Origin of the sequence: Amycolatopsis speibonae, from assembly GCF_042647925.1 — a bacterium.
Taxonomy (GTDB): domain Bacteria; phylum Actinomycetota; class Actinomycetes; order Mycobacteriales; family Pseudonocardiaceae; genus Amycolatopsis; species Amycolatopsis speibonae.
The window spans coordinates 42,583-64,736 of sequence record NZ_JBHRWK010000021.1; the positions used below are offsets into that span (position 1 = coordinate 42,583).

18 protein-coding genes are annotated in these 22,154 nt (G+C 69.0%); 10 read left to right on the forward strand and 8 right to left on the reverse strand.

Annotated elements, in window-relative coordinates:
- Positions 1–177: 177 nt before the first annotated feature.
- The 4 genes from ACFOSH_RS15545 to ACFOSH_RS15560 form a co-directional block, all read right to left on the reverse strand.
- Positions 178–1,215 carry an HNH endonuclease gene (locus tag ACFOSH_RS15545; protein ID WP_378239661.1) on the reverse strand — a complete coding sequence of 346 codons (1,038 nt, stop codon included), beginning with the start codon at positions 1,213–1,215 and terminating at the stop codon, positions 178–180.
- Positions 1,216–1,497: 282 nt separating this feature from the next.
- Positions 1,498–2,505 (reverse strand): MerR family transcriptional regulator, encoded by a 1,008-nt coding sequence (locus tag ACFOSH_RS15550; RefSeq protein WP_378239662.1) that lies wholly within the window; start codon positions 2,503–2,505, stop codon positions 1,498–1,500.
- Positions 2,492–3,145 (reverse strand): HEAT repeat domain-containing protein, encoded by a 654-nt coding sequence (locus tag ACFOSH_RS15555; protein WP_378239582.1) that lies wholly within the window; start codon positions 3,143–3,145, stop codon positions 2,492–2,494. Before ACFOSH_RS15555 ends, ACFOSH_RS15550 begins: the two co-directional genes overlap by 14 nt.
- A 96-nt stretch (positions 3,146–3,241) precedes the next feature.
- Positions 3,242–3,793: a hypothetical protein gene (locus tag ACFOSH_RS15560; protein WP_378239583.1), complete on the reverse strand. Its 552-nt coding sequence runs from the start codon at positions 3,791–3,793 to the stop codon at positions 3,242–3,244.
- A gap of 126 nt (positions 3,794–3,919) precedes the next feature.
- Here ACFOSH_RS15560 and ACFOSH_RS15565 point away from each other — a divergent pair, with 126 nt between their 5' ends.
- Positions 3,920–4,528, forward strand: coding sequence for a TetR/AcrR family transcriptional regulator (locus tag ACFOSH_RS15565; RefSeq protein WP_378239585.1), 609 nt, complete (start codon positions 3,920–3,922; stop codon positions 4,526–4,528).
- A 14-nt stretch (positions 4,529–4,542) separates the two neighbouring features.
- Here the strand turns inward: ACFOSH_RS15565 and ACFOSH_RS15570 are convergent, their stop codons facing one another.
- Positions 4,543–6,903, reverse strand: coding sequence for a helix-turn-helix transcriptional regulator (locus ACFOSH_RS15570; RefSeq protein WP_378239586.1), 2,361 nt, complete (start codon positions 6,901–6,903; stop codon positions 4,543–4,545).
- A complete protein-coding gene (locus ACFOSH_RS15575) occupies positions 6,900–8,054 on the reverse strand; it encodes a molecular chaperone DnaK (RefSeq protein WP_378239588.1) in 1,155 nt (384 codons plus the stop codon). The genes ACFOSH_RS15570 and ACFOSH_RS15575 overlap by 4 nt, the downstream gene beginning before the upstream one ends.
- Before the next feature lie 295 nt (positions 8,055–8,349).
- Between ACFOSH_RS15575 and ACFOSH_RS15580 the strand changes: the two genes are divergently transcribed.
- From ACFOSH_RS15580 to ACFOSH_RS15590, 3 genes are all read left to right on the forward strand, one after another.
- On the forward strand, positions 8,350–9,495 hold the full coding sequence (locus ACFOSH_RS15580; protein ID WP_378239589.1) for an IniB N-terminal domain-containing protein: 1,146 nt from the start codon (positions 8,350–8,352) through the stop codon (positions 9,493–9,495).
- A 126-nt stretch (positions 9,496–9,621) separates the two neighbouring features.
- Positions 9,622–11,388, forward strand: coding sequence for a dynamin family protein (locus ACFOSH_RS15585; protein WP_378239590.1), 1,767 nt, complete (start codon positions 9,622–9,624; stop codon positions 11,386–11,388).
- The gene (locus ACFOSH_RS15590; RefSeq protein ID WP_378239591.1) at positions 11,385–12,590 is read left to right on the forward strand and encodes a GTPase; all 1,206 of its coding nucleotides are present in this window, start codon (positions 11,385–11,387) and stop codon (positions 12,588–12,590) included. The genes ACFOSH_RS15585 and ACFOSH_RS15590 overlap by 4 nt, the downstream gene beginning before the upstream one ends.
- 12 nt (positions 12,591–12,602) lie before the next feature.
- Here ACFOSH_RS15590 and ACFOSH_RS15595 read toward each other — a convergent pair whose 3' ends face one another.
- Positions 12,603–13,004 (reverse strand): PPOX class F420-dependent oxidoreductase, encoded by a 402-nt coding sequence (locus ACFOSH_RS15595; protein ID WP_378239592.1) that lies wholly within the window; start codon positions 13,002–13,004, stop codon positions 12,603–12,605.
- 141 nt (positions 13,005–13,145) lie between these two features.
- Between ACFOSH_RS15595 and ACFOSH_RS15600 the strand changes: the two genes are divergently transcribed.
- The 5 genes from ACFOSH_RS15600 to ACFOSH_RS15620 all read left to right on the forward strand — a co-directional run bounded on the left by ACFOSH_RS15600 (position 13,146) and on the right by ACFOSH_RS15620 (position 18,886).
- Positions 13,146–14,363: a glycosyl hydrolase family 8 gene (locus ACFOSH_RS15600; protein WP_378239593.1), complete on the forward strand. Its 1,218-nt coding sequence runs from the start codon at positions 13,146–13,148 to the stop codon at positions 14,361–14,363.
- A 169-nt stretch (positions 14,364–14,532) separates the two neighbouring features.
- Positions 14,533–15,501, forward strand: a complete 969-nt coding sequence (locus tag ACFOSH_RS15605) for an ABC transporter substrate-binding protein (protein WP_378239594.1) — start codon at positions 14,533–14,535, stop codon at positions 15,499–15,501.
- On the forward strand, positions 15,488–16,402 hold the full coding sequence (locus ACFOSH_RS15610) for an amino acid ABC transporter permease (RefSeq protein WP_378239595.1): 915 nt from the start codon (positions 15,488–15,490) through the stop codon (positions 16,400–16,402). Before ACFOSH_RS15605 ends, ACFOSH_RS15610 begins: the two co-directional genes overlap by 14 nt.
- Positions 16,395–17,162, forward strand: a complete 768-nt coding sequence (locus ACFOSH_RS15615) for an amino acid ABC transporter ATP-binding protein (protein ID WP_378239596.1) — start codon at positions 16,395–16,397, stop codon at positions 17,160–17,162. The genes ACFOSH_RS15610 and ACFOSH_RS15615 overlap by 8 nt, the downstream gene beginning before the upstream one ends.
- Positions 17,159–18,886: an aminotransferase class V-fold PLP-dependent enzyme gene (locus ACFOSH_RS15620; RefSeq protein WP_378239597.1), complete on the forward strand. Its 1,728-nt coding sequence runs from the start codon at positions 17,159–17,161 to the stop codon at positions 18,884–18,886. Before ACFOSH_RS15615 ends, ACFOSH_RS15620 begins: the two co-directional genes overlap by 4 nt.
- A gap of 72 nt (positions 18,887–18,958) precedes the next feature.
- Here the strand turns inward: ACFOSH_RS15620 and ACFOSH_RS15625 are convergent, their stop codons facing one another.
- Positions 18,959–20,131: a macrolide family glycosyltransferase gene (locus ACFOSH_RS15625; RefSeq protein WP_378239598.1), complete on the reverse strand. Its 1,173-nt coding sequence runs from the start codon at positions 20,129–20,131 to the stop codon at positions 18,959–18,961.
- A gap of 290 nt (positions 20,132–20,421) precedes the next feature.
- Here ACFOSH_RS15625 and ACFOSH_RS15630 point away from each other — a divergent pair, with 290 nt between their 5' ends.
- The gene (locus ACFOSH_RS15630; RefSeq protein ID WP_378239599.1) at positions 20,422–21,978 is read left to right on the forward strand and encodes an alpha/beta hydrolase; all 1,557 of its coding nucleotides are present in this window, start codon (positions 20,422–20,424) and stop codon (positions 21,976–21,978) included.
- The last annotated feature ends 176 nt before the right edge of the window (positions 21,979–22,154 follow it).

Sequence of the window (22,154 nt, forward strand, 5' to 3'; positions counted from 1 at the left end):
TGCCGACGACACTGCTGCCGACGAAAGTGCGACCGATGAGAGTGCGGCGGACGTGGACAGGAAAACTCGTCTGGACCTTTCCTCAGCCATTCTTCGTTCCTACGCGCCCCGCCGTCGGGCGTCTACCCGCGAAAGGATGAGCGGACGGGCGTCCACCGTGGCTGCCGGTTCCCGTGCTCAGGACGAGGGTGTCTCCTCCTCGGGATCCGTGCGAGGGTCGTGGAACGGCTCTGGGGCTGTCTCGTAGGTATCACCGCTCGGCGTGGTGATGATCATGCCGCCGTTGCCGGTGGGTTCGGCCGACCAGCCGGGTTCCTCGCGAAGCAGGTTGTGGCCCTTGCAGTGCATGTGGCAGTTGTGGTGGTCGGTCTTGCCGTCGCGGGCCCGGGGGATGATGTGGTCGATCTCGGAGAACTCCGCAGGCACGTGGCAGCCCGGCTGGGTGCACTCACGGTCCCTGGCCATGATCAACCGTGCCAACGAGGCTGGTGCCCGATATTTGTCGGCGCCGGCTTCGAGCAATTGGCCGGTCGCGGGGTTGGTGATCAGCCGCGACCAGGTCGAATCGGGGTCGGACGCGATCTCGCGGGCCAGCCAATCGGGGATTGGCCCGTAGCCGGCGAGCGTCGCCGGATCCTTGCGCGCGCCGATGAGTGTCAAGTAGTCGACGTAGACATGGATGTGTGCCCGGGGCTTCCCGTGGCCGTCTTCGGCCAGCAGGCGTTCGGCGAAGATATCGGCGCGATGCTGGTCGAGGGTCCGGTATTTGTCCTTGTTCCGCCGGGTTCGGGCGGCCCGGCTCATTGAGGCGTAGATGGAACCGGCGATCTCCGTGGGGAGATGGCCGGAGAGCGTGGACATGGTCTCGTCCTTGTGTTCCAACGAGATATGCCGCAGAGCGCGCTTCTTGGCGGCCCGTTCGCGATATCCGTCGGGGTCGAACTTCTGCACTGCGTAGCTCACCGAACCCCGGATCGCGCCGGGATCGCGATCAGCGAGACGCCCGGCCAGCCAGGCATCGACCTGGGCAGCGACTCCGTCCGGCACGTCCCGGGTCAGTTGCATGACCTTGGAAGCCTTGTACAGGTCGATATCGCCACGATCCAGCGCCGCCAGCGTGTTCGGCAGGCGGGCGACCAGAGCGCAGGAGGTTTCGACGAGCAGGCTCGCGTGATTGCGGGTGACCGAGAAGCGCAAGGCGACTTCCTCGGTCACCGATCTTCGCGAACCACCGACAGCGGCGAATTCGGCTAACGCGCGCACCTGACGCCCCTGCGCCTGGCGAAGCAGAATCTCTTCGTCGAGCGCGGCGTCAAGAAAGCGAGCGGCTTTCGGATTAAAAGCGAGAGTTGTGGTCATGGCCACGACAATACGCAAACAAAAGTTCGAGAACCATTGATATCGTGATCGAATTTGCGAAAGAGCGTGAGGTGACCTGTCACGACATATTTCGGTCGGCTTTGCGGGCGATGGCCGGACTCCGCCGCATGGGGCACCTCACTCGCGACGTCCGAGCACTCCCGTGAGGGCCGAAGCGAGGAGGGCGACGGCGCGATCGTCGTCTTCGGCCAGGTCTCGCAGGACACTCTGCGCGAGGGCGGGCGGCATCTCGGCGAAGGCCTGGGTGAGTCGCATCCGCGTCGCGGGGTCCGCGGCGGGTGCGGCGAGCTCGCCGGTCAGCTCGCTCATGATCCGGTCCGCGCACCCGGCGTCCCGTGCCAGGGTTCCGAGGACCTCGGCCGCCTCGACGTCGGTCGTACCCTCGACCACCATGCGGACGAGCGCCGGCACGGCCGCGATCCGGCCACGCGAACCCACGGCCAGCGCGGCACGGCCGCGGACCGTCGCGTCCGGGTCGCCGAGCGCCTCCGTCAGTGCCGAAGTCGCCTCGTCACCGGGCATCCCGGCGAGCGCGTGGACCGCGCGACGCCGGATGTCGACGTTCTCTGAACGCGCGCCGGACGCCAGGCTCGCCACACCGTCGCCGCCCGCCCTCGCGAGAGCCCACCGCAGGGCTCCGGCGACGTTCGGATCGGCTTCGGCGAGGACCGCCCCGGCCAGCAGTTCGGTGGGTACCGGCGCGTCTTCGGTCGGGGCCAGGACGGTCTGCTGCCGTCGTGCGGCATGTGGCGAGTTGAGTCCGTGCAGGAGCTCGACGATGCGCAGGACTCCCTCCCAGCCGAAGGGGGCCGAGGCATCGACCGCACGCAGCCGGTCGAGCAGCTCCTGTTCCCGCTGCAGGCGCTCCTCGGTCCGCCGGATGAGGTCGCCGACCAGATCGGACGGCTCGAAGGCGGGATCCTCCAGAGCACGGCCGATCTGGCGCAGCGACAAGCCGAGGGACCGCAGGCTCTCCACATGGAAGATCCGGCGGATGTCCTCGTCGGAGTACTCGCGGTAGCCGCTGACGGTGCGGCCCGTCGGCCGCACCAGCCCGAGGGAGTCGTAGTGCCGGAGCATCCGGCTGCTCACCCCCGAGCGGCGCGCCACCTCACCGATCAGCATCATGTTCCCTGGTTCGTTCCGGGCCGAGCGCGGCGATCCGTTTCGCCTCGTCGACGGCAGGGTCGAAATCGGCGTCCGGGTCGCGCAGGAGCCGCTCCGTTGCGCGAGCGTGCGCGCGCACCTCCGGGTCGGCGCTCGCCAGGCCCGTCCGCAAGGCAGGCTCGATCTCGTCCCCGAGCGTGACGAGTGCCCTGCTGAGACTCAGCCGCATTTTCCGGTCGCCGCGGCCGAGTTGAGCGGCCAGGTCTCCGGCCAGCCGATTCCGCTCCCCGTCGGGGACGAGGACGACGGCGGCCCGCCACGCACTGCGCGCGACCTCGTCGTCGGCGTCGTGCAGCAGCGACAGGGTGATCGCGGGCCAAGTGGTGCTGTCCCTGACCTTGGACAGCGTGTGCAACGCCTGACTGCGGGCCTGGGCGACCTCGGATCCGAGTTCCGCCAGAAGCGCGGGCACCGTGCTCTCCGGTGGCAAGCGGGTCAACGCCCAGGTCAGCATGTCTCGCACGAAGAAGTCCGGCTCGACCGCGCACCGCGCCACGAGCGCGTCGACGAATCCGACGTCCGGGTGCGTACCGGCTGCCAGGGCCGCCTGGAGTCGCGTCGACGAGCTCTCGGAGCCCAACGCGCCGAGCAGGCGCATGTCCGGTGAAGTCCTCTGTGTCGTGTTGATGGGGATCACCTCCTGCTCACCAGTGAAGGCCTTGTCACTATGTCAAGGTCAAGAACGAATCGCCGGTTATCGAGCGGAGCGGCCGAGGCGTAGCGCTGAGACGAGGAAGAACACGCCGCCAAGGACGGCGTAGCCGGCCAGGTTGGCCAGTGACGCGTCCGGCTGTGCGGCTTGCAGGACGAAGGACGTTCCGGCGACGGTAGAGATGGCCCCGCTGGCGATCATCGCCCACTGGCCGCCCAGTTTGCGGCGGCCGATGCCGACGGCGAGTTGGACGAGGCCCGACACGACCGCCCAGGCTCCCCATACCCGCAGTACCGCCGGGATGCCAGAGGTGGCGGCGACGGCGAGGCCGATGCCCGCGATTCCGCTGATCGCGATGTTCACGTATAGGCCCAGCGCGGGCTTCGTGTCCTGCGACGAGCGAACGTCGATGACGGCGGCGGCGACGTCGAACAGCGGGTACAGCACGAGCAGCGTGACACTGATCGGCCCGAGCTTGGAGGCGCTGGTGAACAGCAGCCCCGCCCACACGAGGGCGAAGCCGAAACGGGTGAAGTACAAGCGCCGCAGAGCGGGTGCGATGGCGGCCGGTGCGGCGTCGGTGCGGGTACTCACGAGGACTCCTTGAGTGTCGGTAAGACCGGATTCCCAGATAGGGAGGAGAACGTTCGGTCTACCTAACCCTGGCAGTGTGACGTGGTCGCGTCAAGACCGAACGTTCTATCCCGTAAGATGCCGGTAATGACCACCGCCCGCGGCCAAGTCTCAGAAGCACGGTCCAAGCTGCTCTCCACGGCGACCCGGCTCTTCTATACGGAGGGCATCCACTCCGTCGGCATCGACAGGATCGTGGTCGAGGCGAAGGTGACCCGGGCGACCCTGTACCGGCACTTCCCCGGCAAGGACGACCTGATCGTCTACTACCTGCAGGAGGCCGACCAGGCCATCCGCGGCCAGGTGGACGCCATCCTGGCCAGGGAGCTGCCGACGTCCGAAACTCTCCGCGCGATCGCCGAGAGCATCGCGGAGGGCATCCGGTCACCCGGCTTCCGCGGCTGCGCGTTCCTCAACGCCGCGGCGGAGTACCCCGACCAGGCCCACCCCGTGCACAAAGCCGTCCTCGCCCACCGCGAATGGTTCTCGCGCACCATCACTGACGTGCTGGCCCGTCTCGGGGAAGCACCGGCCGAACTCGCCGCCCGGCGCTTCGTCCTGATGCGGGACGGAGCGATGGCCACCGGCTGCCTGTCCGACCCCGAACCGATCTGTGAAACCTTCCGTCAAGGGGTCGAGGACCTGCTACGACTTCACGTCGATTCCGGGGCCCTGACGGACACGGCTGAAGCCTGACCCTTGGATGCGGATCAGGCTTCAGCTGCGGGAAGCAGTTCCCGCAGCATGGCCAGCAACTCCCGTCGGTCCCCGGCGCCGAGTTTCCCCCGGATCCGGGCCATGTGGTGCTCCACGGTCTTTCCCGAGATGAACAGTTTGCTCCCGGCTTGCTTGTACGTCAGCCCGTCGACGACCAGCCGGGCGACCTCGAGTTCCCGTTCGCTCAACGTGCCCAACCCGGTGGCTGCGGCAGGTTCCAGAGCGCGCCCTTGGAACTGCCGGGCCGCTTCGAGCAGGTGGACCATCGCCTTCCGGTCCGAGGTCCGGATCGCCGCCTGCCCGGCCAGCCGGGACGCGTCCCAGCAGAGCCCGAGTTCGTGCAGTTCCGACGCGGACGCGGTGATCGCTTCGGGATCGAAGCTCCCGGTCAGCACCGCGAGCCAGCCGGCCGCGGCCGCGGCGAGCGCCGCCGGATAGCGTCCGCACGGCGCGAAAGCGTTCAGTGCGGCCAGATGGTCCTCTGCCGAAGTGTGATCCTCGACGGTGATGGCGGCGTGCAGCTCGTGCCAGCGCAGCGTTGCTGTCCACAGTGGAGGGTTGCCGAGCGCGTCGAGCACGGCATGCGCTCGCTCCAGCTGTCCGGCCAGTTTGGCGCCCGCGCCGCCCCGCGCGGCCGCGATCGCGAGTTCTCCCAGCGGCAGCAACGAATACAGATCAGGCTGCTGCCGCATCGACGCCTGATACGCCCGGTCCCAGGAGCGTTGCAGGCCGGGAAGGTCGCTCGCCCGTCGTGCCAGGCCCAGTTGAAGGGTGGCGGCGAAGAGTTCGTCGCGCGCTTCGAGACCGTCCGGAGGCATCAGCGCCGCGGCGGCCGTCTTGAGGTCACCCGCGGTCATCGCGACCCAGCCGAGCAGAAGCCGGTGCCGTTTCGCGAGCAGGTCGCCGCCGATCCGCCCGCTTACCGCGCGGGTCAGCACCGACTCGGCCAGCGCGAGTTCGCCGGAATGCAGGCCTACCAGCGCCGCGAGGGCGGCAGGGCTGTCCGGGAGCGGTGCGGGCGCGCCTGCCGATTCCAGCATCGAAGCCGCGCCCAGCAGGGCCGACAGGGTTTCGGCGCCGCAGCCGGACACCGATCCGGTGATCGCGCGTGCCGTCCGTGACGCGGCGCCCGCGAACAGCGTCGGGACCTCGGGGGTCTCCAGCACGCCACGGGCGGCTTCGAGTTTTCCGGTGCCCAGCAAGGCGATCGCGGCGAACGCCTTCGACCCGGCCCGGCCGGACCATTGGTACAGCTCCGCGCTGTGCGCCAATTCGCCGCGGTGCGCCAGCACGGTCGCGGCCACTTCGGCGCCCGCTGCTCTGGCATCGGCGGCATCAGGATCGTCGGCGCTGCCGAGCAGGCCGTCGCCGAGCCGGAGCGCGGTGTCGAGGTCCCCGGCCAGCGCCGCGGCGTGCGCCCAGCCGACGGTGAGCGCCGCGCCGCGCCCACCGGCCTCGGACGCGGCTTCGTAGAACCGCGCCGCGAGTTTCGTGTCGTCGGGCATCGCCTCACGTGCGGCCGCTTCGAAGGCGGCCGCCGCGCTCGCGCCCGAACTTCCCGTTCCCAGCAGGGATCGAGCGAGATCCAGGACCGGAAGACCGTCCCTCAACTGGAGTTCCAGCAGTCGCTGCAGCACGGTCAGCCGCCGCCCGGGTGATCCCCAGGCGCGGACGGCTTCGGCGGCGATCGGCAGCAGGACGTCGTCCTCGCCGAGGAGCCCAGTCGCCCTGGCGCCGTCGAAAACCTCGGGCAGGCCTTCGTGATCGCGGTTGAGCAGCGCCGCCAGGAGATCGAGATTCCGGCCCGCGCCCGCCTCCGCCGCGATCAGATAGCGGTGCACGTCGTCGTCCAGCTGCTCCAGTTCGCCCCGGAAGTCCGCGAGCTGACCGGTGACCGCGCGGAGCACGAGTCCCGGCACACCGCCGGTTCTGACGTGGACGTCTTCGGCCGTGGCCGCGTCGCCGCCGGCGTGCTCGACGAGCCGCCGGACGTCGTCGACGCCGAAAGCGCCCAAGGACACCGACCTGCCGAAGGAGTCGGCGAGCGCTCGCAGCGTGGTGGTCCGCGCGGTCGGCCGGAAGGCCAGGATGACGGGCGCGGTCGTTTCTTCCGCCAGCGCCTTGATCTTCGCGATCTCGTCGTCGCCGAGCTGGTCGGCGTCATCGATCAGCAGTGCCTCGACCCCGGCACCCGCGTAGTGGCGTCCGAGCTGGCCGAGCAGATGGGTCTTGCCGTGCCCGCCGGGGGCGACGACGGTGACCCGCACCGGGAGTTCCGGGGCGGTGGTCACCTCGTCGAGCAGGCGTCGGGCACCCGGATGGATGATGCCGGGCTTGTCGAGCAGTGCGTTCAACAGCGACCTTCGGGGTTGGACGGGGTGGCGCCGGGGGTGGGCGGCGCGCACGAGCTCGAAGTGGCGGGAGTGGCTTCGGGACCCTTGTCCGCGGTGGCTTCTCGAGTGGTCAGGGTGAGCAGCAGGGTGCTGGCGGCCAGCACCACGACGGCGGCTCCGGCGACGAGAGGCTTGCGCCGGCTGAGCAGTTTCGCCGCCCCGCTGCGTTCTGGCAAGGGGAACGGGGTGATGTCGACCGGCGGTCGTTCGGGCCGCTCGGTGAGCTCTTCCAGGGTGTCGACCCGGGGGAGCACGGTGGTTTCCACGGTTTCCACCGCGGCCAAGGCGTTCGATCCCGGGCCGCCGGGTTGAGGAACGTCACGTCGTGCGGCGATGTTGGCCGCCCCGGTCGCCACCGTCAATACCGGGTCGCTCGAAGCGAAGACGGGGCACGGAGTGCGGCCGGAAACCGGCGGTGCCTCACCGCAGAGCACGATGCCCGCCAGCGCCTGCGGCGGGACCCCGGCACCGTGCGCGAGTTCGAAGACCTTGCCGACCGCCTCGCCGGGCTCGACGCCTTCCACCGTTTTGACCGGCTGCCAGCCGTTTACGCCGGCCGCTGCGATCGTGACCACCGCGCCGTCCGGGCCGAATTCGCAGATGCCGGCGGTGACGCCGCCTTGCGGGGCGAGGTAGGCGTGCAGGGCGGCGACGGGCGCCGGTACCAGCGCGGCGCGGGGGAATCCGGCTTCGGCCAGTGCCCGGCGCAGCAGTTCACGGCGGAAGGAGCCCCAGCCGACAGGGTGCGTGAGCACGATGTGCCGCGGTTTTTCGCCGAAGCGTTCGGCCGCTTGATCCACCGCGGCGTCCACGAGGACCGCACTGAGGGATTCGGCCGGGAACCGCTCGCCGCCGACGATCACGGGGACGTCGTCGCCGACCCGCTCGTGGAACCCGGTCAGCAGCCGGGCGGGCGCGGCTCGGCCCGCTTCGACGGCGGCGTCCCCGGTGAGCAGGTAGCCGTCGTCGTCGAGGAACACCGCGGACGCCGCCGACGGGCCGCGCGCGCCGAGCCACGACGGCTCGGGCATGCCCCAGCCGTCGCCGGAATTCACGCAGGTGGCGGCGGTGGTGCGGGTCGAGGCGATATCGATGCCGAGGACGTAGGGCAACGAGCATCCTCCTTCGCTATGACCAGCCCCTAAGGACCAAATAGGGCCACTCACCTGAACGGCTTGACCCATCCGGGTGAGGGTTGGCATTAAACCCAACGGGATGCGTCTCGGTTAAGCCCCTAACGCCCTAACGATGTCATACCGATCCCCTATTGGCTGAGTGAGAGACGACCAGGAGTAATCCCCGATGTGCCCAGAGGCACCGGCTCACTAACTTCGGTGACCTGCGCTCGGCTGTGCCCTCCGGCCGCTGGGCCATCCCCACCGACCTAGACCCCAGGAGAGTCCTTTCATGGGTTCCGTCCAGACCCTGCACGACTTCACGCTGAACCTGCTGAACGACACCGCCGCCCGTGCGGCGTTCGCCAACGACCCGCAGCAGATCCTGGCCGACGCCGGCCTCGGTGACATCAACGCCGCCGACGTGCACGAGGTCGTCCCGCTGGTTCTCGACTTCGTCCCGGTCGACACCGCCACCGACCTCACCGGAACCACTGCGGCCACCGCCGACAACCTGGCGGGCTTCGGCGGCGTCACGAACGTCGTCAACGGCACCGACGGCGAATGCGCCGACGGCGTCCAGGGCGCGATCGACCAGCTCACCGCGCTGACCGCCGGCCTCCCGGTCGCCGTCCCCGGTGTCGATGGCCTCCCTGGCCTCCCTGGCCTCCCCGCGGTCCCGAGCCTCCCCGGCGCCGGTCTCCCGGGTGTCCCGGCCGTGCCGGGCCTGCCGGAGCTGGGTGGCCTGCCCGCCGTCCCGGCCGTGCCCGCCGTGGGCGACCTGCCGGTCGACGTCCCGGGCCTGCCCTCCGTCCCGGCCGTCTCCGACGTGACCGACGTGTCGAACGCCGCCGCCGGTGTGACCGCCCTCGCGCAGAACACCGTCGGCAGCTTCGGGCTGACCGACGACCTTTCGCGTGGCCTCGACGCCGGTTCCGTCGCCCAGGCCGGTGACGTCGCCACCGGTGCCGTCGACACCGCGACCGACCTGTCCCACGCCGTCCCGGCCGTGGACACCGCCGGTCTCCCGGCCGTCGACTCGGTCCCGGCCGTCGGCGACCTGAACAGCGACCTGCCGCGGGTCGACGGTGTCGCGGGCGGTGCCCCGGACTTCCTGTCGACCGTGGGTGACCTGACCAGCGTCATCGGCCAGACCGGCGTCGCCGACGTCACCACCAAGGTGCACGACGTCGCCAACAACCTCGGCAACCACGGCGACATCGCCAACAACCTGGGCAACCACGGCGACGTGACCGGCAACGTCGCGGGCAACGTGGCCAACGAGGTCGCCAACGTCGCGAACCACGCGGGCGTCTCCGACGTCCACGACGTGGTCTCCGAGGTCGGCAACAACATCGGCCACAACGTCGGCCACATCGGCGACATCAACGTCGGCGCGGGCGACATCGGCTCAGGCAACGACATCCACATCGGCTGAGCTGAATAACTTTCATCTCTTGCCGTGTGTACGGGCCCCGCGATCGCACCAGGTCGCGGGGCCCTCGCGGCATGTTGGCCCATGCCACATTGATTCCGCGCTTGGTTAAGGGAACACTGCATCCCCGTGACAGCCCCAGCCTGGCTCGACGTGCTCAACGAGACCTTGGACGCCTGTGCCGCCCACGGTCGCGCCGACCTGGCCGAACGCCTCCGGCGCAGACGTGACCGGCAGGCACCGGGCACCCGGATCGCGGTGGTCGGTTTTCCCAAGCAGGGCAAGGGTTACCTGCTCAACGCGCTGCTGAACGCCCCGGTCTGCGCGGTCGGGGACGCGAGCACCCCCGCCGTCCCCACGGAGATCGGGTACGCCGCCGATCCCGCCGCCACCCTGGTCGGGCACGGCAGGGAAAGCGTGCCGGTCGGTGACCTGGCCAAGGAACTCGAGGTCCGGCCGCCCGGTTCACTGCGCCGGGTCGAGGTCGGCCTGCCGCGCGAACTGCTCGGCACGGGACTGGTGCTGGTGGACACCCCGGCGATAGGGGATCCCCGATCGCCGCGCACCGCGGCCACCCTCGACGTCCTCGCCGACGCGCATGCGGTGATCCTCGTCTCCGACGCGACGCAGGAACTCCAGCCCGCCGAACTCGCGCTGGCGCGGCACATCCGGACCTGGTGCCCGGCACTGGTACTGGCGCTGACCAAGATCGACGTCAGCCCGGACTGGCGGGAACTCGCCGCCCGCAACCGCGCCGCGCTGTCGGAGACCGGTGTCGTCGCCGACGTCTTCCCCGTGTCCGCGACGGTGCGGCAGGCCGCCGCGAAGGCCGGTGACGCCGGCCTCAACGGACGGTCCGGTTTCCCGGAACTCCTGAACTGGGTGGGAGAACAGGCCGCGCGCCCGCTCGAACGCACCCGGGCGCTCGCCGCCGCGGTGAGCGTCCGCGCGGCAGCGGTCGAGCTGGTCGAGACGCTGCAGACGCGGCTCGACTCCGTCTCGCAGGACAACGGGATCGACCAGGTCACGCTGCTGCACCAGGCACAGCGGCGCACCGAGGAACTTCGGCGGCAGAACGTCCGCTGGCAGAACATGTTGTCGGACGAGATCACCGATCTGGTCTCCGACGCCGAATACGACCTGCGCGAGCGGACCCGGGTGATCGTGCGGCATATCGACCGCACCTTCGACGAAGGCGACCCGGTGCAGATCTGGCCGGATTTCCAGACCTGGCTGGAAGAGAACCTCGCCGAGGCCGTCGAGACGAACTACAACTGGGTGTCCGACCGGTCTACCTGGATCGCGCACGCGGTCGCCACGAGCTTCGGGCCGCGTTTCGGCCAGGCCCCGGAGCTGCCGCTGACCGGATCCGGGGTGGAGTCGATCCCCGAGGTCGGCACCCCCAAGATCGAGCGGTTCAAGATCGGGCAGAAGCTCTTCACCGGACTGCGCGGTTCCTACGGCGGGGTGCTGATGTTCGGCCTGGTCACCAGTCTCGCCGGGTTGCCGCTGATCAACCCGGTGTCCCTCGGCGCCGGTGTAGCGTTCGCCACCAAGAGCGTGCGCGACGAAGGCGGGATGCGGCTGCAGCGGCGCCAGGCCTTGGCGAAGGCCGCGGCGCAGCGTCACGTCGACGACGTGTTCATCCGGTTCAGCAAGGAGATCAAGGACGAGATCCGTCAGGTCCAGCGGCGCCTGCGCGATCATTTCGTCGCGCTGTCGGACGAACTCGCCGAAGCGCTGACCCGCCAGCGGGAACTGATCATCGCCGGATCCGCCGAACGGGACCGGCGCACCCAGCGGGTCAAGAAGGAGATCGACCGGCTCGCCGCCCTGCACCGGAAGGCAGGCGCGCTCGGCAGCGGCGCCGCGCCGCGCCGGGAGCTCTCCGCGTGACCGCCCTCGATGCCCAGGAGCTGCTGAACGAGGCCGCGGCGCACTACCGGGATCGCCCGCACGCGATCGCGATGCTGCGGGAATGCCTGGAACGGCTGGAAGAACCGTTGCGGGTCGGGTTCGTCGGCACGCCGGGGACCGGGAAGTCCACTTTGGTCTCCGCGCTGTCGGAATGGCCGACGCGGGCACTGCGTGAGATCGATCTGTTCGACACCCCGGCGCCCGCCGAGCACGTCGACGCGACGGTGCGGCTGGTCCGTCATCTCGAACCCGACGAGCTGGCCGGTACCCGGCAGGTGGGCGGTTCGGCGTTCGCGCGGCAGACCGCGATGAACTCGGTGCTGGTCCTCGGCCGGGCCGACGAGGTCGGCGCCGGCCGGATCGACGCCTTGCTCACCGCGAAGCAGCTGGCGCGGCGGGCTTGGCGCGAAGACCCGGATTGCGCGAGGTTCCAGGGAGTCATCGCGGTGGCCGGGCAACTGGGGTACGCGGGACGCGCGCTGCGGGACGACGAGTTCGAGGTGCTGCGCGCGCTGGCTTCGGTCTCCCGCCCGGAGCTGGAGCGCCACCTCCTGTCCGTGGATTCCTTCGTGGACGACCCGTTCCCGGTGGGTGTCTCGCCGGAGTCGAGGAAACATCTGGTTTCGCGGTTCGGGCTCTATGGCGTCCGGCTGGCGATCACCCTGATCCGCACCGGCTGCGAGAGCAGGTTGAAACTTTCAGCGGAACTGGTGCACCGCAGCGGCCTCGGCGACCTGCGGGACACGCTCGCCGGTTGTTTCGTCGCCAGGGCCGAAGCGCTGAAGGCGCGCACAGCGGTGCTGCGGCTGGAAGGACTGCTCGCCGCCGAACCGCTCCCGCACGGCGACCGGCTGGCCGCCCGGGTGGAGCGGTTCGCCGCGGCCGCGCACGACTTCCGGGAACTGCGGCTCATCGCCGGCATCCGCGGCGGCCGCACGGCGCTGTCCGGGGAGGTCGCCGAGGAGGCCGCGCGGTTGCTCGGCGCGCAGGGACTCGCGCCCACCGAGCGGCTCGGCCTCGAACCCGACGCGGACCCGGCCGAGATCCACGCGGGCGCCGAAAACGCGCTCGTCCGGTGGCGGCACGAGGCGGAACGGCCCGACGCCGCGCACGCCGAACGCGCCGCCGCGAGGGTGATCGTGCGTTCGGTGGAAGGACTGCTCAGCCTGTTCGTGGCTTGAGCTGTAGGGGACCTAGGCGTTGCCGAGAACCCGGGTCACGGTGATCTCGATGACCACGCGTTCCGGGTTCGGCTTGGGCTGCCGGTAGCGCGCGGCGTAGCGGTTTTCGGCGTCCTGTACCGATTCCGGGTCTTCGCGCAGCACCGCACGTCCCTCCAAAGTGGACCACTGGGGCCCGTCGATCTGGCAAGCGGCGACCGGAATGCCCTTTTCGCCCGCTTCCTTGATCATGCGGGCCTTCTTGGACGAACGGAACGTGATCACGCGGGCGATCCCGGCTTCGAAGTCCACCGTGACCCCGACCGCGACGACATGCGGGGTCCCGTCGGGGCGGACGGTGGTCAGGGTGGCGAGGTGTCGCTCGGTCCAGAAGTCCCGGAATGCCTCGCCGCGCGCGCTCAGAGCGATCTTCATGACGGCAACGCTAGGGCACCGTTCACGGAAGCGTCATTTGAGGTAATAGTAAGGAAACTTTCTTAACTCTCTTGTTTTTGTCCGATCCGGCTGTCACTCTCGAAACGCGCCGCCGCCACCAACGACGTTTCCGGAGGAGCCATGAGAAAGACCGTTCGGACAGTGCTGGCCGCGGCCGCGCTGACCGCCGGGCTGGTCGCCACGACCGCCCCCGCCATCGCGGCCACCGCTCAAGGAACCCCTTACCTGCCGGGCGTTCTGCGCCCGTCGGTTTCGCAGGCGACGCAGGACGCGGCGCTCGCCAAGTACTATGACTTCTGGAAGAAGAACTTCCTGACCACCAAGTGCGGGACAGGCACTTACGCGGTCAAGGCGCCGGACGCCGACCACGCCTTCGTGGCCGAGGGTCAGGGTTACGGCATGACCATCGCCGCGATGATGGGCGACAAGGACTCGCAGGCCCGCACCATCTTCGACGGCATCCTGAAGTTCGTGAAGGCGCACCCCTCGTCGATCGACAAGGATCTCCACGCCGCCGAGCAGGACGCGAGCTGCAAGAGCGTCAACGGCGTCGACTCGGCGACCGACGGCGACCTCGAGATCGCCTACGGCCTGCTCATCGCCGACAAGGTCTGGGGCAGCTCCGGTTCGGTGAACTACAAGTCCGAGGCGCTGCGGATCATCAAGGCGATCAAGCGCAGCGAGGTCAACTCCAGCACCAAGTTCATGCGGCTCGCGGACTGGGCCGACGAGGGCAAGTACATCAACAGCTCGCGATCGTCGGACTGGATGCCGGGTCACCTCCGCGCGTTCGAGAAGGTCACCGGCGACTCCTTCTGGGGGCAGGTCCGTACCCGGCAGGAGCAGGCCGTCACCCAGCTCCAGCAGCAGTACGCGCCGAAGACCGGGCTGATCCCGGACTTCGTCGTCAACACCAACTCCACGCCGAAGCCCGCCCCGGCGGACTTCCTCGAAGGCAAGGACGACAAGTACAGCTACAACGCCTGCCGTGACCCGTGGCGCCTCGGCGTCGACGGCGTCACCGTGTCGGGCAGCCCGGCGCAGGGCCAGGTGCGGAAGATGAACACCTGGATCCAGCAGACGACCGGGGGCGATCCGGCCAAGATCACCACCGGCTACACGCTGTCGGGCTCCAAGATTTCGGGTGAGTCGGGTCAGCACCCCTGCTTCACCGCGTCGTTCGCCATCGCGGCGATGAACGATCCGGGCAGTCAGGCCTGGCTGGACAAGCTGTGGACCCGCGTCACCACCTGGACGCCGAACGCCACGGACTACTACGGCACCGGCATCACCGTGCAGGTCCTGCTCATCCTCTCGGGGAACTACATCGCGGTCTGACCTGGCGGCAGCCGGTCATTGAAGTGTCATGAAAGGGTCGTTCGGGACGAAACCTGTCCTGAACGACCCTTTCATGACATCCACCGGACAAGAATTCAACTGGCAGTTGACCTCTTCAACAGCCAGTTGTAGCGTCGGCGACCACCCAAGGCACCGTGGAGGTCCCGTCATGCCGTCGACGCCGCACACCCTGACCCGAACCTGGCGCTTGGCCGTACTCACCGGCCTGGCCGCGCTCCTCACCGCGGCCTGCGGAGGCGGTCCCGACGGGGCCGGCGGCCAGGAACCCGCGGCACCGGGGGCGCCGTCCGCGATCCCGGACACGACCGCGCTGATCGAGGCCGTCCAGAAGGACGCCGCCGTCGCCGGCACGCTGCCCGCGAAGTACGCGCAGGCCGGGATGCTGCACCTGGCCTCGAACCTGCAGTCCGCGCCCAACAACTTCTACGCCGCCGACGGCAAGACCCCGATCGGCTACGAGGTCGACCTCGCCAAGGCCCTCGGCAAGAAGCTGGGCGTCACCGTGCACCACCAGGACATGGCGTTCGGCTCGCTGATCACGAGTCTCCAGTCCGGCCGCGTCGACCTCACGATGGCCGCGATGAACGACACCAAGGCCCGCCAGGCGCAGATCGATTTCGTCGACTACTTCTCCTCCGGCATCACGATCATGGTCCGCAAGGGGAATCCCGACCAGATCGCCGGCGCGGACACTTTGTGCGGCAAGAACGTCGCGGTCGTACAGGGCACGAGTCACCAGAAGTTCGCCGAAGAGCAGAACGGCAAATGCACGCAGGCGGGCAAGCCCGCGCTGACCGTGACCGCGACCGACAGCGACACCCAGAATCAGAACCAGCTCCGCACCGGCCGGGTCGCCGCCATCCTCAACGACCTGCCCAGCGCGGTCTACATCTCCCGCACCGCGGGCGAGGGCAAGTTCTTCGAGGTCGTCCCGGGTGAGCCGATCAACGGCGGGCCGTACGGGATCGGCGTCAACAAGGAGAACAAGCCGCTCGCCGAGTCGCTCCAGAAGGCGTTGCAGTCCCTGATCGCCGACGGCGGCTACGGCAAGATCCTCCAGGCTTGGGGCGTCGAGCAGGGCGCGGTCAAGGAGGCGAAGCTCAATGGAGGAAGCTGATCGGTCGACAATCGAGCCGCTGCCGATCGTCCGGCTGAAACACTGGGGCCGCTGGGTCAGCGGCGTCGTCATCCTGGTGCTGCTGATCCTGCTCGGGATCGCGCTCGGGAACGCCCAGATCCAGTGGGACTCGGTCCCGGAGTTCCTGTGGTACCGCGTGATGGCCGTCGGCCTGCTCAACACCGTGCTGCTCGCGGTGATCGCGCAGGGTTCGGCGATCGTCATCGGGATCGTGATCGCGCTGATGCGCCGCTCGGCGAATCCGGTGGCGCGCTGGTTCGCGGCGGGCTACATCTGGCTGTTCCGCGGGCTTCCGGTGCTGTTGCAGATCCTGATCTGGTACAACCTGGCACTGGTCTTCGAGTTCATCTCGATCCCGCTGCCGTTCGGCGGGTACCTGCTGCACGAGCAGACCAACGTGCTGATCACCGCGTTCACCGCCGCGCTGCTCGGCTTGGCGCTCAACGAAAGCGCGTACATGGCGGAGATCGTCCGCGCCGGGCTGAACAGCGTCGACAGCGGACAGACCGAGGCGGCGAAGTCGATCGGCATGTCGCCGGGCGCGACGCTGCGCCGGGTGGTGCTGCCGCAGGCGATGCGGGTGATCATCCCGCCGACCGGCAACGACTTCATCAACATGCTCAAGGGGACGTCGATGGCTTCGGTGATCGGCGTGACCGAACTGATCCACGCCGCCAACAACATCTCGTCCAACAACCTGCTGGTGATGGAGACGCTGCTGGCGGCCGCGGCCTGGTACATGGTCGTGGTGACCGTCGCCGGGTTCGGGCAGCACTATCTGGAGCGCGCCTTCGATTCCGAAGACCGGTCGCGAAGTCCGTTCTCTCGTGCCGCCAAGGCTTTGCGCACGGCGCCGCTGGTGAGGAGTGAACGTGGCTGAGGCACTGTTGAAGGCCGTCGGCGTCCGCAAGAGCTACGGTCACACCGAGGTGCTGAGCGGCATCGACCTCGAAGTCCACAAAGGACAGGTGGTCTGCCTGCTCGGTCCGTCCGGGGCGGGGAAGAGCACGTTCCTGCGGTGCGTCAACCATCTGGAGACCATCGACGCCGGTCAGGTCTGGGTCGACGGCGAGCCGATCGGCTTCCGGCTGCGCAACGGCAAACTGTACGAACTGAAGGAACGCGAGGTCGCCCGGCAGCGGCGCGACATCGGCATGGTGTTCCAGCGGTTCAACCTGTTCGGCCACCGGACGGCGTTGCAGAACGTCGTCGAAGGCCCGGTGCGGGTGCTCGGGCTGAACTCCGAGGAAGCGCGTATCCAAGCGCTCGAACTGCTGGACAGGGTCGGCCTCGCGCATCGGGCCGACGCCTATCCGGCACAGCTTTCGGGCGGGCAGCAGCAGCGGGTCGCGATCGCCCGGTCGCTCGCGATGAAACCGAAGCTGATGCTGTTCGACGAGCCGACGTCGGCGCTCGACCCGGAACTCGTGGGCGAGGTGCTGGCGGTGATGGGTACGTTGGCCGCGGAGGGGATGACGATGGTCGTGGTGACGCACGAGATGGGGTTCGCGGCCGAGGCCGCGGACGAGGTGGTGTTCATGGCCGACGGCGCGGTCGTCGAGACCGGGCCGCCGGGGGAGATCCTGAGCGCCCCGAAGCACGAGCGGACCAAGCAGTTCCTGGCCCGGGTCCTCGCATGACGCGGATCTCCCCGCGGTACCTGCTGCAGTTCGGCGAACCGGCCGGGTACCTCGACTTCGCCCGGTTCGGCCCGCCGTCGCACGCAGTGCTCGACACGACGGCGAGCCTGCTCGACGCCTCGACCAAGGCCGGTCCGTCCACTGTGGACGATTTGATGCGGCAGGAGACCAGGGCCAAGGCCGCCGCCGCGCGGCTTTCCGGCAGCGACACCGACCACACGGTGCTGCTGCCGCACACCAGTCTCGGGCTGTTCCAGGCCGCGTTCAACGCTCCCGGCGGTGAGGCGCTGGTGTCGGCCGCGGAGTTCCCGGCCAACACCTACCCGTGGGCGCGGGCGGAACAGGCGGGACGGCTGACCGTGCGGCGGCTGCCGCTCGGGAACGTCACGGCGGACGCGGTCAAAGCGGCGCTGACGCCGGAGACGTCGCTGGTCAGTGTGAGCGCGGTCGATTTCCGCACCGGGTATCGCGCCGATCTGGCGGCGATCCGGGAAGTGACCGGGGACCGGCTGCTCGTCGTCGACGGGATCCAGGGCTTCGGCGTGACCGAGGCGCCGTGGGAGGTCGCCGACGTGCTCGTCGTCGGCGGTCAGAAGTGGCTGCGGGCAGGCTGGGGCACCGGTTTCGCCGTCCTGTCCGACCGTGCGCTGGAGCGGATGGAACCGATCCTGTCCGGCTGGACCGGCGCCCGCGACCCGGGATTGTTCGACGACGAGATCCATCCGGCCGACGACACCGCGGCCGCGTGGTCGATCTCGAACCTGAGCCCGATCACCTCGGGCGCGTTCGCGGCCGCACTGGAACTGGTCGAGGAGGCGGGCGTCGCGGCCATCGCCGGACGGATCGCCGAACGCGTCGGCGAACTCGAAGAAGTCGTGAAATCCCTGGGAGGAGAGGTGATCTCGGCCGTCGAGCGCCGGGCCGGGATCTTCGCCTTCACCCTGCCGGGGCACGCCGCCGAACAGGTGGGGAACGCGCTGGCGGACGCCGGGATCGCCGCGACCGCGCGGCCGGAACACGTCCGGCTGTCCCCGCACGCGTCGACCCCGGCGAGCACGGCGGAACTGGTGCGCTCGGCGTTGGTGCGCCTGACGAAACCTGCTCGCGTCTTCGAGGCGCCTGTCGTCGCGTCGGCGGTCTCGGGGGATTTGCTCACGGCGCTCGTCCCGGCGGTGCACGCGCTCGCGGCGATGCTGGGGCCGGGCAACGAAGTCCTGCTGCACGATCTGAGCAGGCTGCCGGACTCGATCGTCGCCATCGCGGGTGACCTCACCGGCCGGACGGTCGGCGGGCCGATGACGGATCTGCTGCTGGGCCTGGTCCGTCGCGGGACCACCCAGGACCTGACGAACTACGAGACCCACGGACCCGACGGGCGCGCGATCCGCTCGTCGACACTGTTCCTGCGGGATGCCGACGGGGTCGCGATCGGCTGTCTGTGCGTCAACCGGCTGACCGACGGCGCGCCGAAGGCCAACGGGCACGAACCCGAGACGTTCCCGCCGGACGTCGACAGCCTGCAACGGTTCCTCGTCGGGCGCGCGGTGACGAAGGCCGGGGTCCCGGTGGACCTGATGAAGAAGCGGCACAAGGCGGCCGTGGTCCGGGAACTGGACGAGGCCGGGTTCTTCCTCATCAAGGACTCGGTGGACCACCTCGCCGGGGAACTCGACGTCACGCGGTACACGATCTACAACTACCTGAACGAGATCCGGGGCACCTGACGCGCGTGCTATGAAAGGTCCTTTCCTTGCAAATTTTGCAAGGAAAGGACCTTTCATAGCATCAGCGAGGGACTAAGCGAGGAAGGACTCCACGGCGTCCGCCGCCCGGTCGATCCCGCCGTTCCCCCGCGTCTCGGCCTGAACCTCGGCGAGACGCGAAGCGACCGAGGGCGACCCGGCGACCCGTTCGACAGCGGCCCGCAGCGTCGAAGCCGTCACGTCGGAGGCCGCGAGTTCCTCACCGACGCCCAGTTCCGCGAGTTTCGCCGCGTTGCCGAAACCGTCGGTGGCCAGCGGGATCGCGACGGTCGGCACGCCGTACCACAGCGATTCCGTGCTGCCGCCCATACCGGCGTGCGTGATGAACGCCGACGCGGCCTCCAGCACCGCGAGCTGCGGGACGAACGGAAGGACCTCGATGTGCGCGGGCAGCGGCCCGAGTTCGGCAGGGTCGGTCTGGCCGATCGAGATCACCACGTGCCAGTCCGAGTCGCGGAACCCGTCCACGCACGCGCGGAACAGGTCGAGCTGGTCGGTGAACGCCGTGCCGAGCGACATCAGCAGGACCTTCTTGCCGCTCGAAGGCGGGGTCCAGCTCCGGTCGGCGAGGCGGTCCGGGTCCAGCGCCGGGCCGACGAACCGGACCGACGAGGGCACCCGCTCGACGTTGGGCTGCATCGCCCTCGGCAGCAGCGCGAGCACCTGCTCCGGATGGGAGATCCAGTCCCAGGCGTCGGCCTCGATCCCGTTCTCGTTCAGCCACCGGGTGAAGGTGGCGAAGTAGTCCTTGCCGGTCGGTGACGACCGGACCGAGGTCAGGATCTCCGCCATGTCCTCTTCGTAGCCTTCCCAAGCGACATACGTCGGGGAAAGCTGCACCGCCGGAACGCCGTAGCGCCTGGCCAGAAGAGGCGCCGGGAGCCCGCCGATGTCGTACAGCAGCAGGTCGGGGCGGTTCTCGTCGTAGAAATCGGTCAGCACCGGCATCGCCTGGATGCCCTCGTCGAGGAAGACCCGCATCTGCGACGCCGGGTCTTCCGGCCACGCCGACTGATCGCCGAGCGGGAGGATCGAGGGGTGCGGGACGACCTCGGCCCCGGTCGGTTCGATCAGCCCGGTGAGCGGCTCGCCCACGACGTAACTGACCCGGTGCCCGCGAGCGACCAGCTCGCGGATGACGGCCAGCGAAGGGTAGATGTGACTCGGCGCGGTGCAGCCGATCATGGCTATGTGCTGGTTCTGCATGGGGTCCTGTCCGGATCGTGAAGGGACGTCAGACGGCGCGCAGAAAAAGGGGCCTCCCGGTCGCGGGCGGCCCTGCGGTCACGCCGTCTCAGGCGGTGCGCAGACGAACGTAATAGATCATGATCGGGATCCTAACGCGCCCCGCGGGTCCTCCCAACCGATTAACCGGCTGCCCGGTTTGCCACGATCGGGACCCGCCGTTGGTAGGGACCTTCGCCGGAAGGCTTTCGCAGGTCATGGACGTGGATAGGGTTTCGGGGCTTTCACCTGTGGAGGGAAAGGGAAAAACCTTGAGACGTGTTCTCCTCACCGCGCTGGCCGTCGCCACGCTCGCCTCGGTCGCGGTGACCGTGCCCGCCGGTGCGGCCGAAGCGGCACTGCCCGCCGAGACCATCACCTGGGGGGCGTGCACCGACCCGGCGTTGATCACCGCCGGTGCCGAGTGCGGCTACCTGTCGGTCCCGCTGGACTACTCGCGGCCGCGCGGCGAGAAGATCCAGCTCGCGCTCAGCCGCGTCAAGCACAAGACGTCCGACGCGCAGTACCAGGGCGTCATGCTCACCAACCCGGGCGGCCCCGGTGGTTCCGGGCTGCTGCTCGCGACCCGCGGACCGCGCGTGCCGAACCACGCCGGCGACGCCTACGACTGGGTCGGCTTCGACCCGCGCGGCGTCGGCTCCAGCAAGCCCGCGCTCTCGTGCATCCCGAACTACATGGACTACAACCGGCCGGAATACGTGCCGACGACGAGGAAGCTGGAGAAGACCTGGCTGCAGCGCTCGAAGTCCTACGCCGACGCGTGCGCGGAGAAGAACAGCCGCGCGCTGCTGGAGAACATCAAGACGACCGACACGGTCCAGGACATGGACAGTATCCGCAAGGCGCTCGGCGCGGAGCAGCTGAACTTCTACGGCTACTCCTACGGCACCTACCTCGGCCAGGTCTACGGGACGCTGTTCCCGCAGCACGTCCGGCGGATGGTCCTCGATTCCACTGTGGACCCCCGCAACGTCTGGTACCAGGCCAACCTGAACCAGGACCTCGCCTACGACGTCAACCTCAACATCTGGTTCGGCTGGGTCGCGTCGCACGACGACGTCTACCACCTCGGCAAGACCCAGGCCGCGGTGAAGCAGGTCTTCGACGAGCAACTGAAGAAGCTGCGCGCGGTCCCGGCGGGCGGCTACATCGGGCCGGACGAGTTCCTCGACGTCTTCAACCAGGCTTCGTACTACCAGTTGCGCTGGACGCTGCTCGGCGACGCGCTCGCGAAGTTCGTCAACAAGAGTGACTGGCAGACGATGAAGGGGCTGTTCGAGACCTTCGGCGGTCGCGGCGACGACAACAGCTACGCCGTCTACCTCGCCGTCCAGTGCACCGATGTGAAGTGGCCGCAGAGCTGGCAGCAGTGGAAGCACGACAACTGGCGGACCTACCAGAAGGCGCCGTACTTCACCTGGCAGAACGCCTGGTACAACGGGCCTTGCCTGTACTGGCCCGCGAAGCCGGGCAAGCCGGTCAAGGTCGACGGCAAGAAGGTGCCGAGTGTGCTGATGATCGGCGAGACGCTCGACGCGGCGACGCCGTACGAAGGCAGCCTCGAAGTGCGTAGCCGGTTCCCCGGTGCTCGCCTGATCGGCGAACCGGGCGGAACGAGCCACGCGATCACCCCGCGCGGCAACGCGTGCGTCGACAACCGGATCGCCGACTACCTGGCGACCGGGGCCCTGCCGGACCGCAAGCCAGGGCGGACGGCCGACGTCGAATGCGCGCCGCTGCCGCTCCCGGTACCACCTCCGGTACCCCCGGCCACCTCCGGCGCCGCACTCTCCCGGGTGCCCGCCTAGTCAGAAGTCCGTGAAGGCCTCCTTCCCTACCTTGAATCCAGGCTGCGCGCGCAGCGCGTCCGTTGAGGGCGGCGGCGGGGGCATGGATGGAGTCGGGAAGGAGGCCTTCACGGCGTTCTGGGGTTTCCATGACAGGGGACTTTGTGTTACAAAGTGGAAGTGAGCTTTGTAGTTCA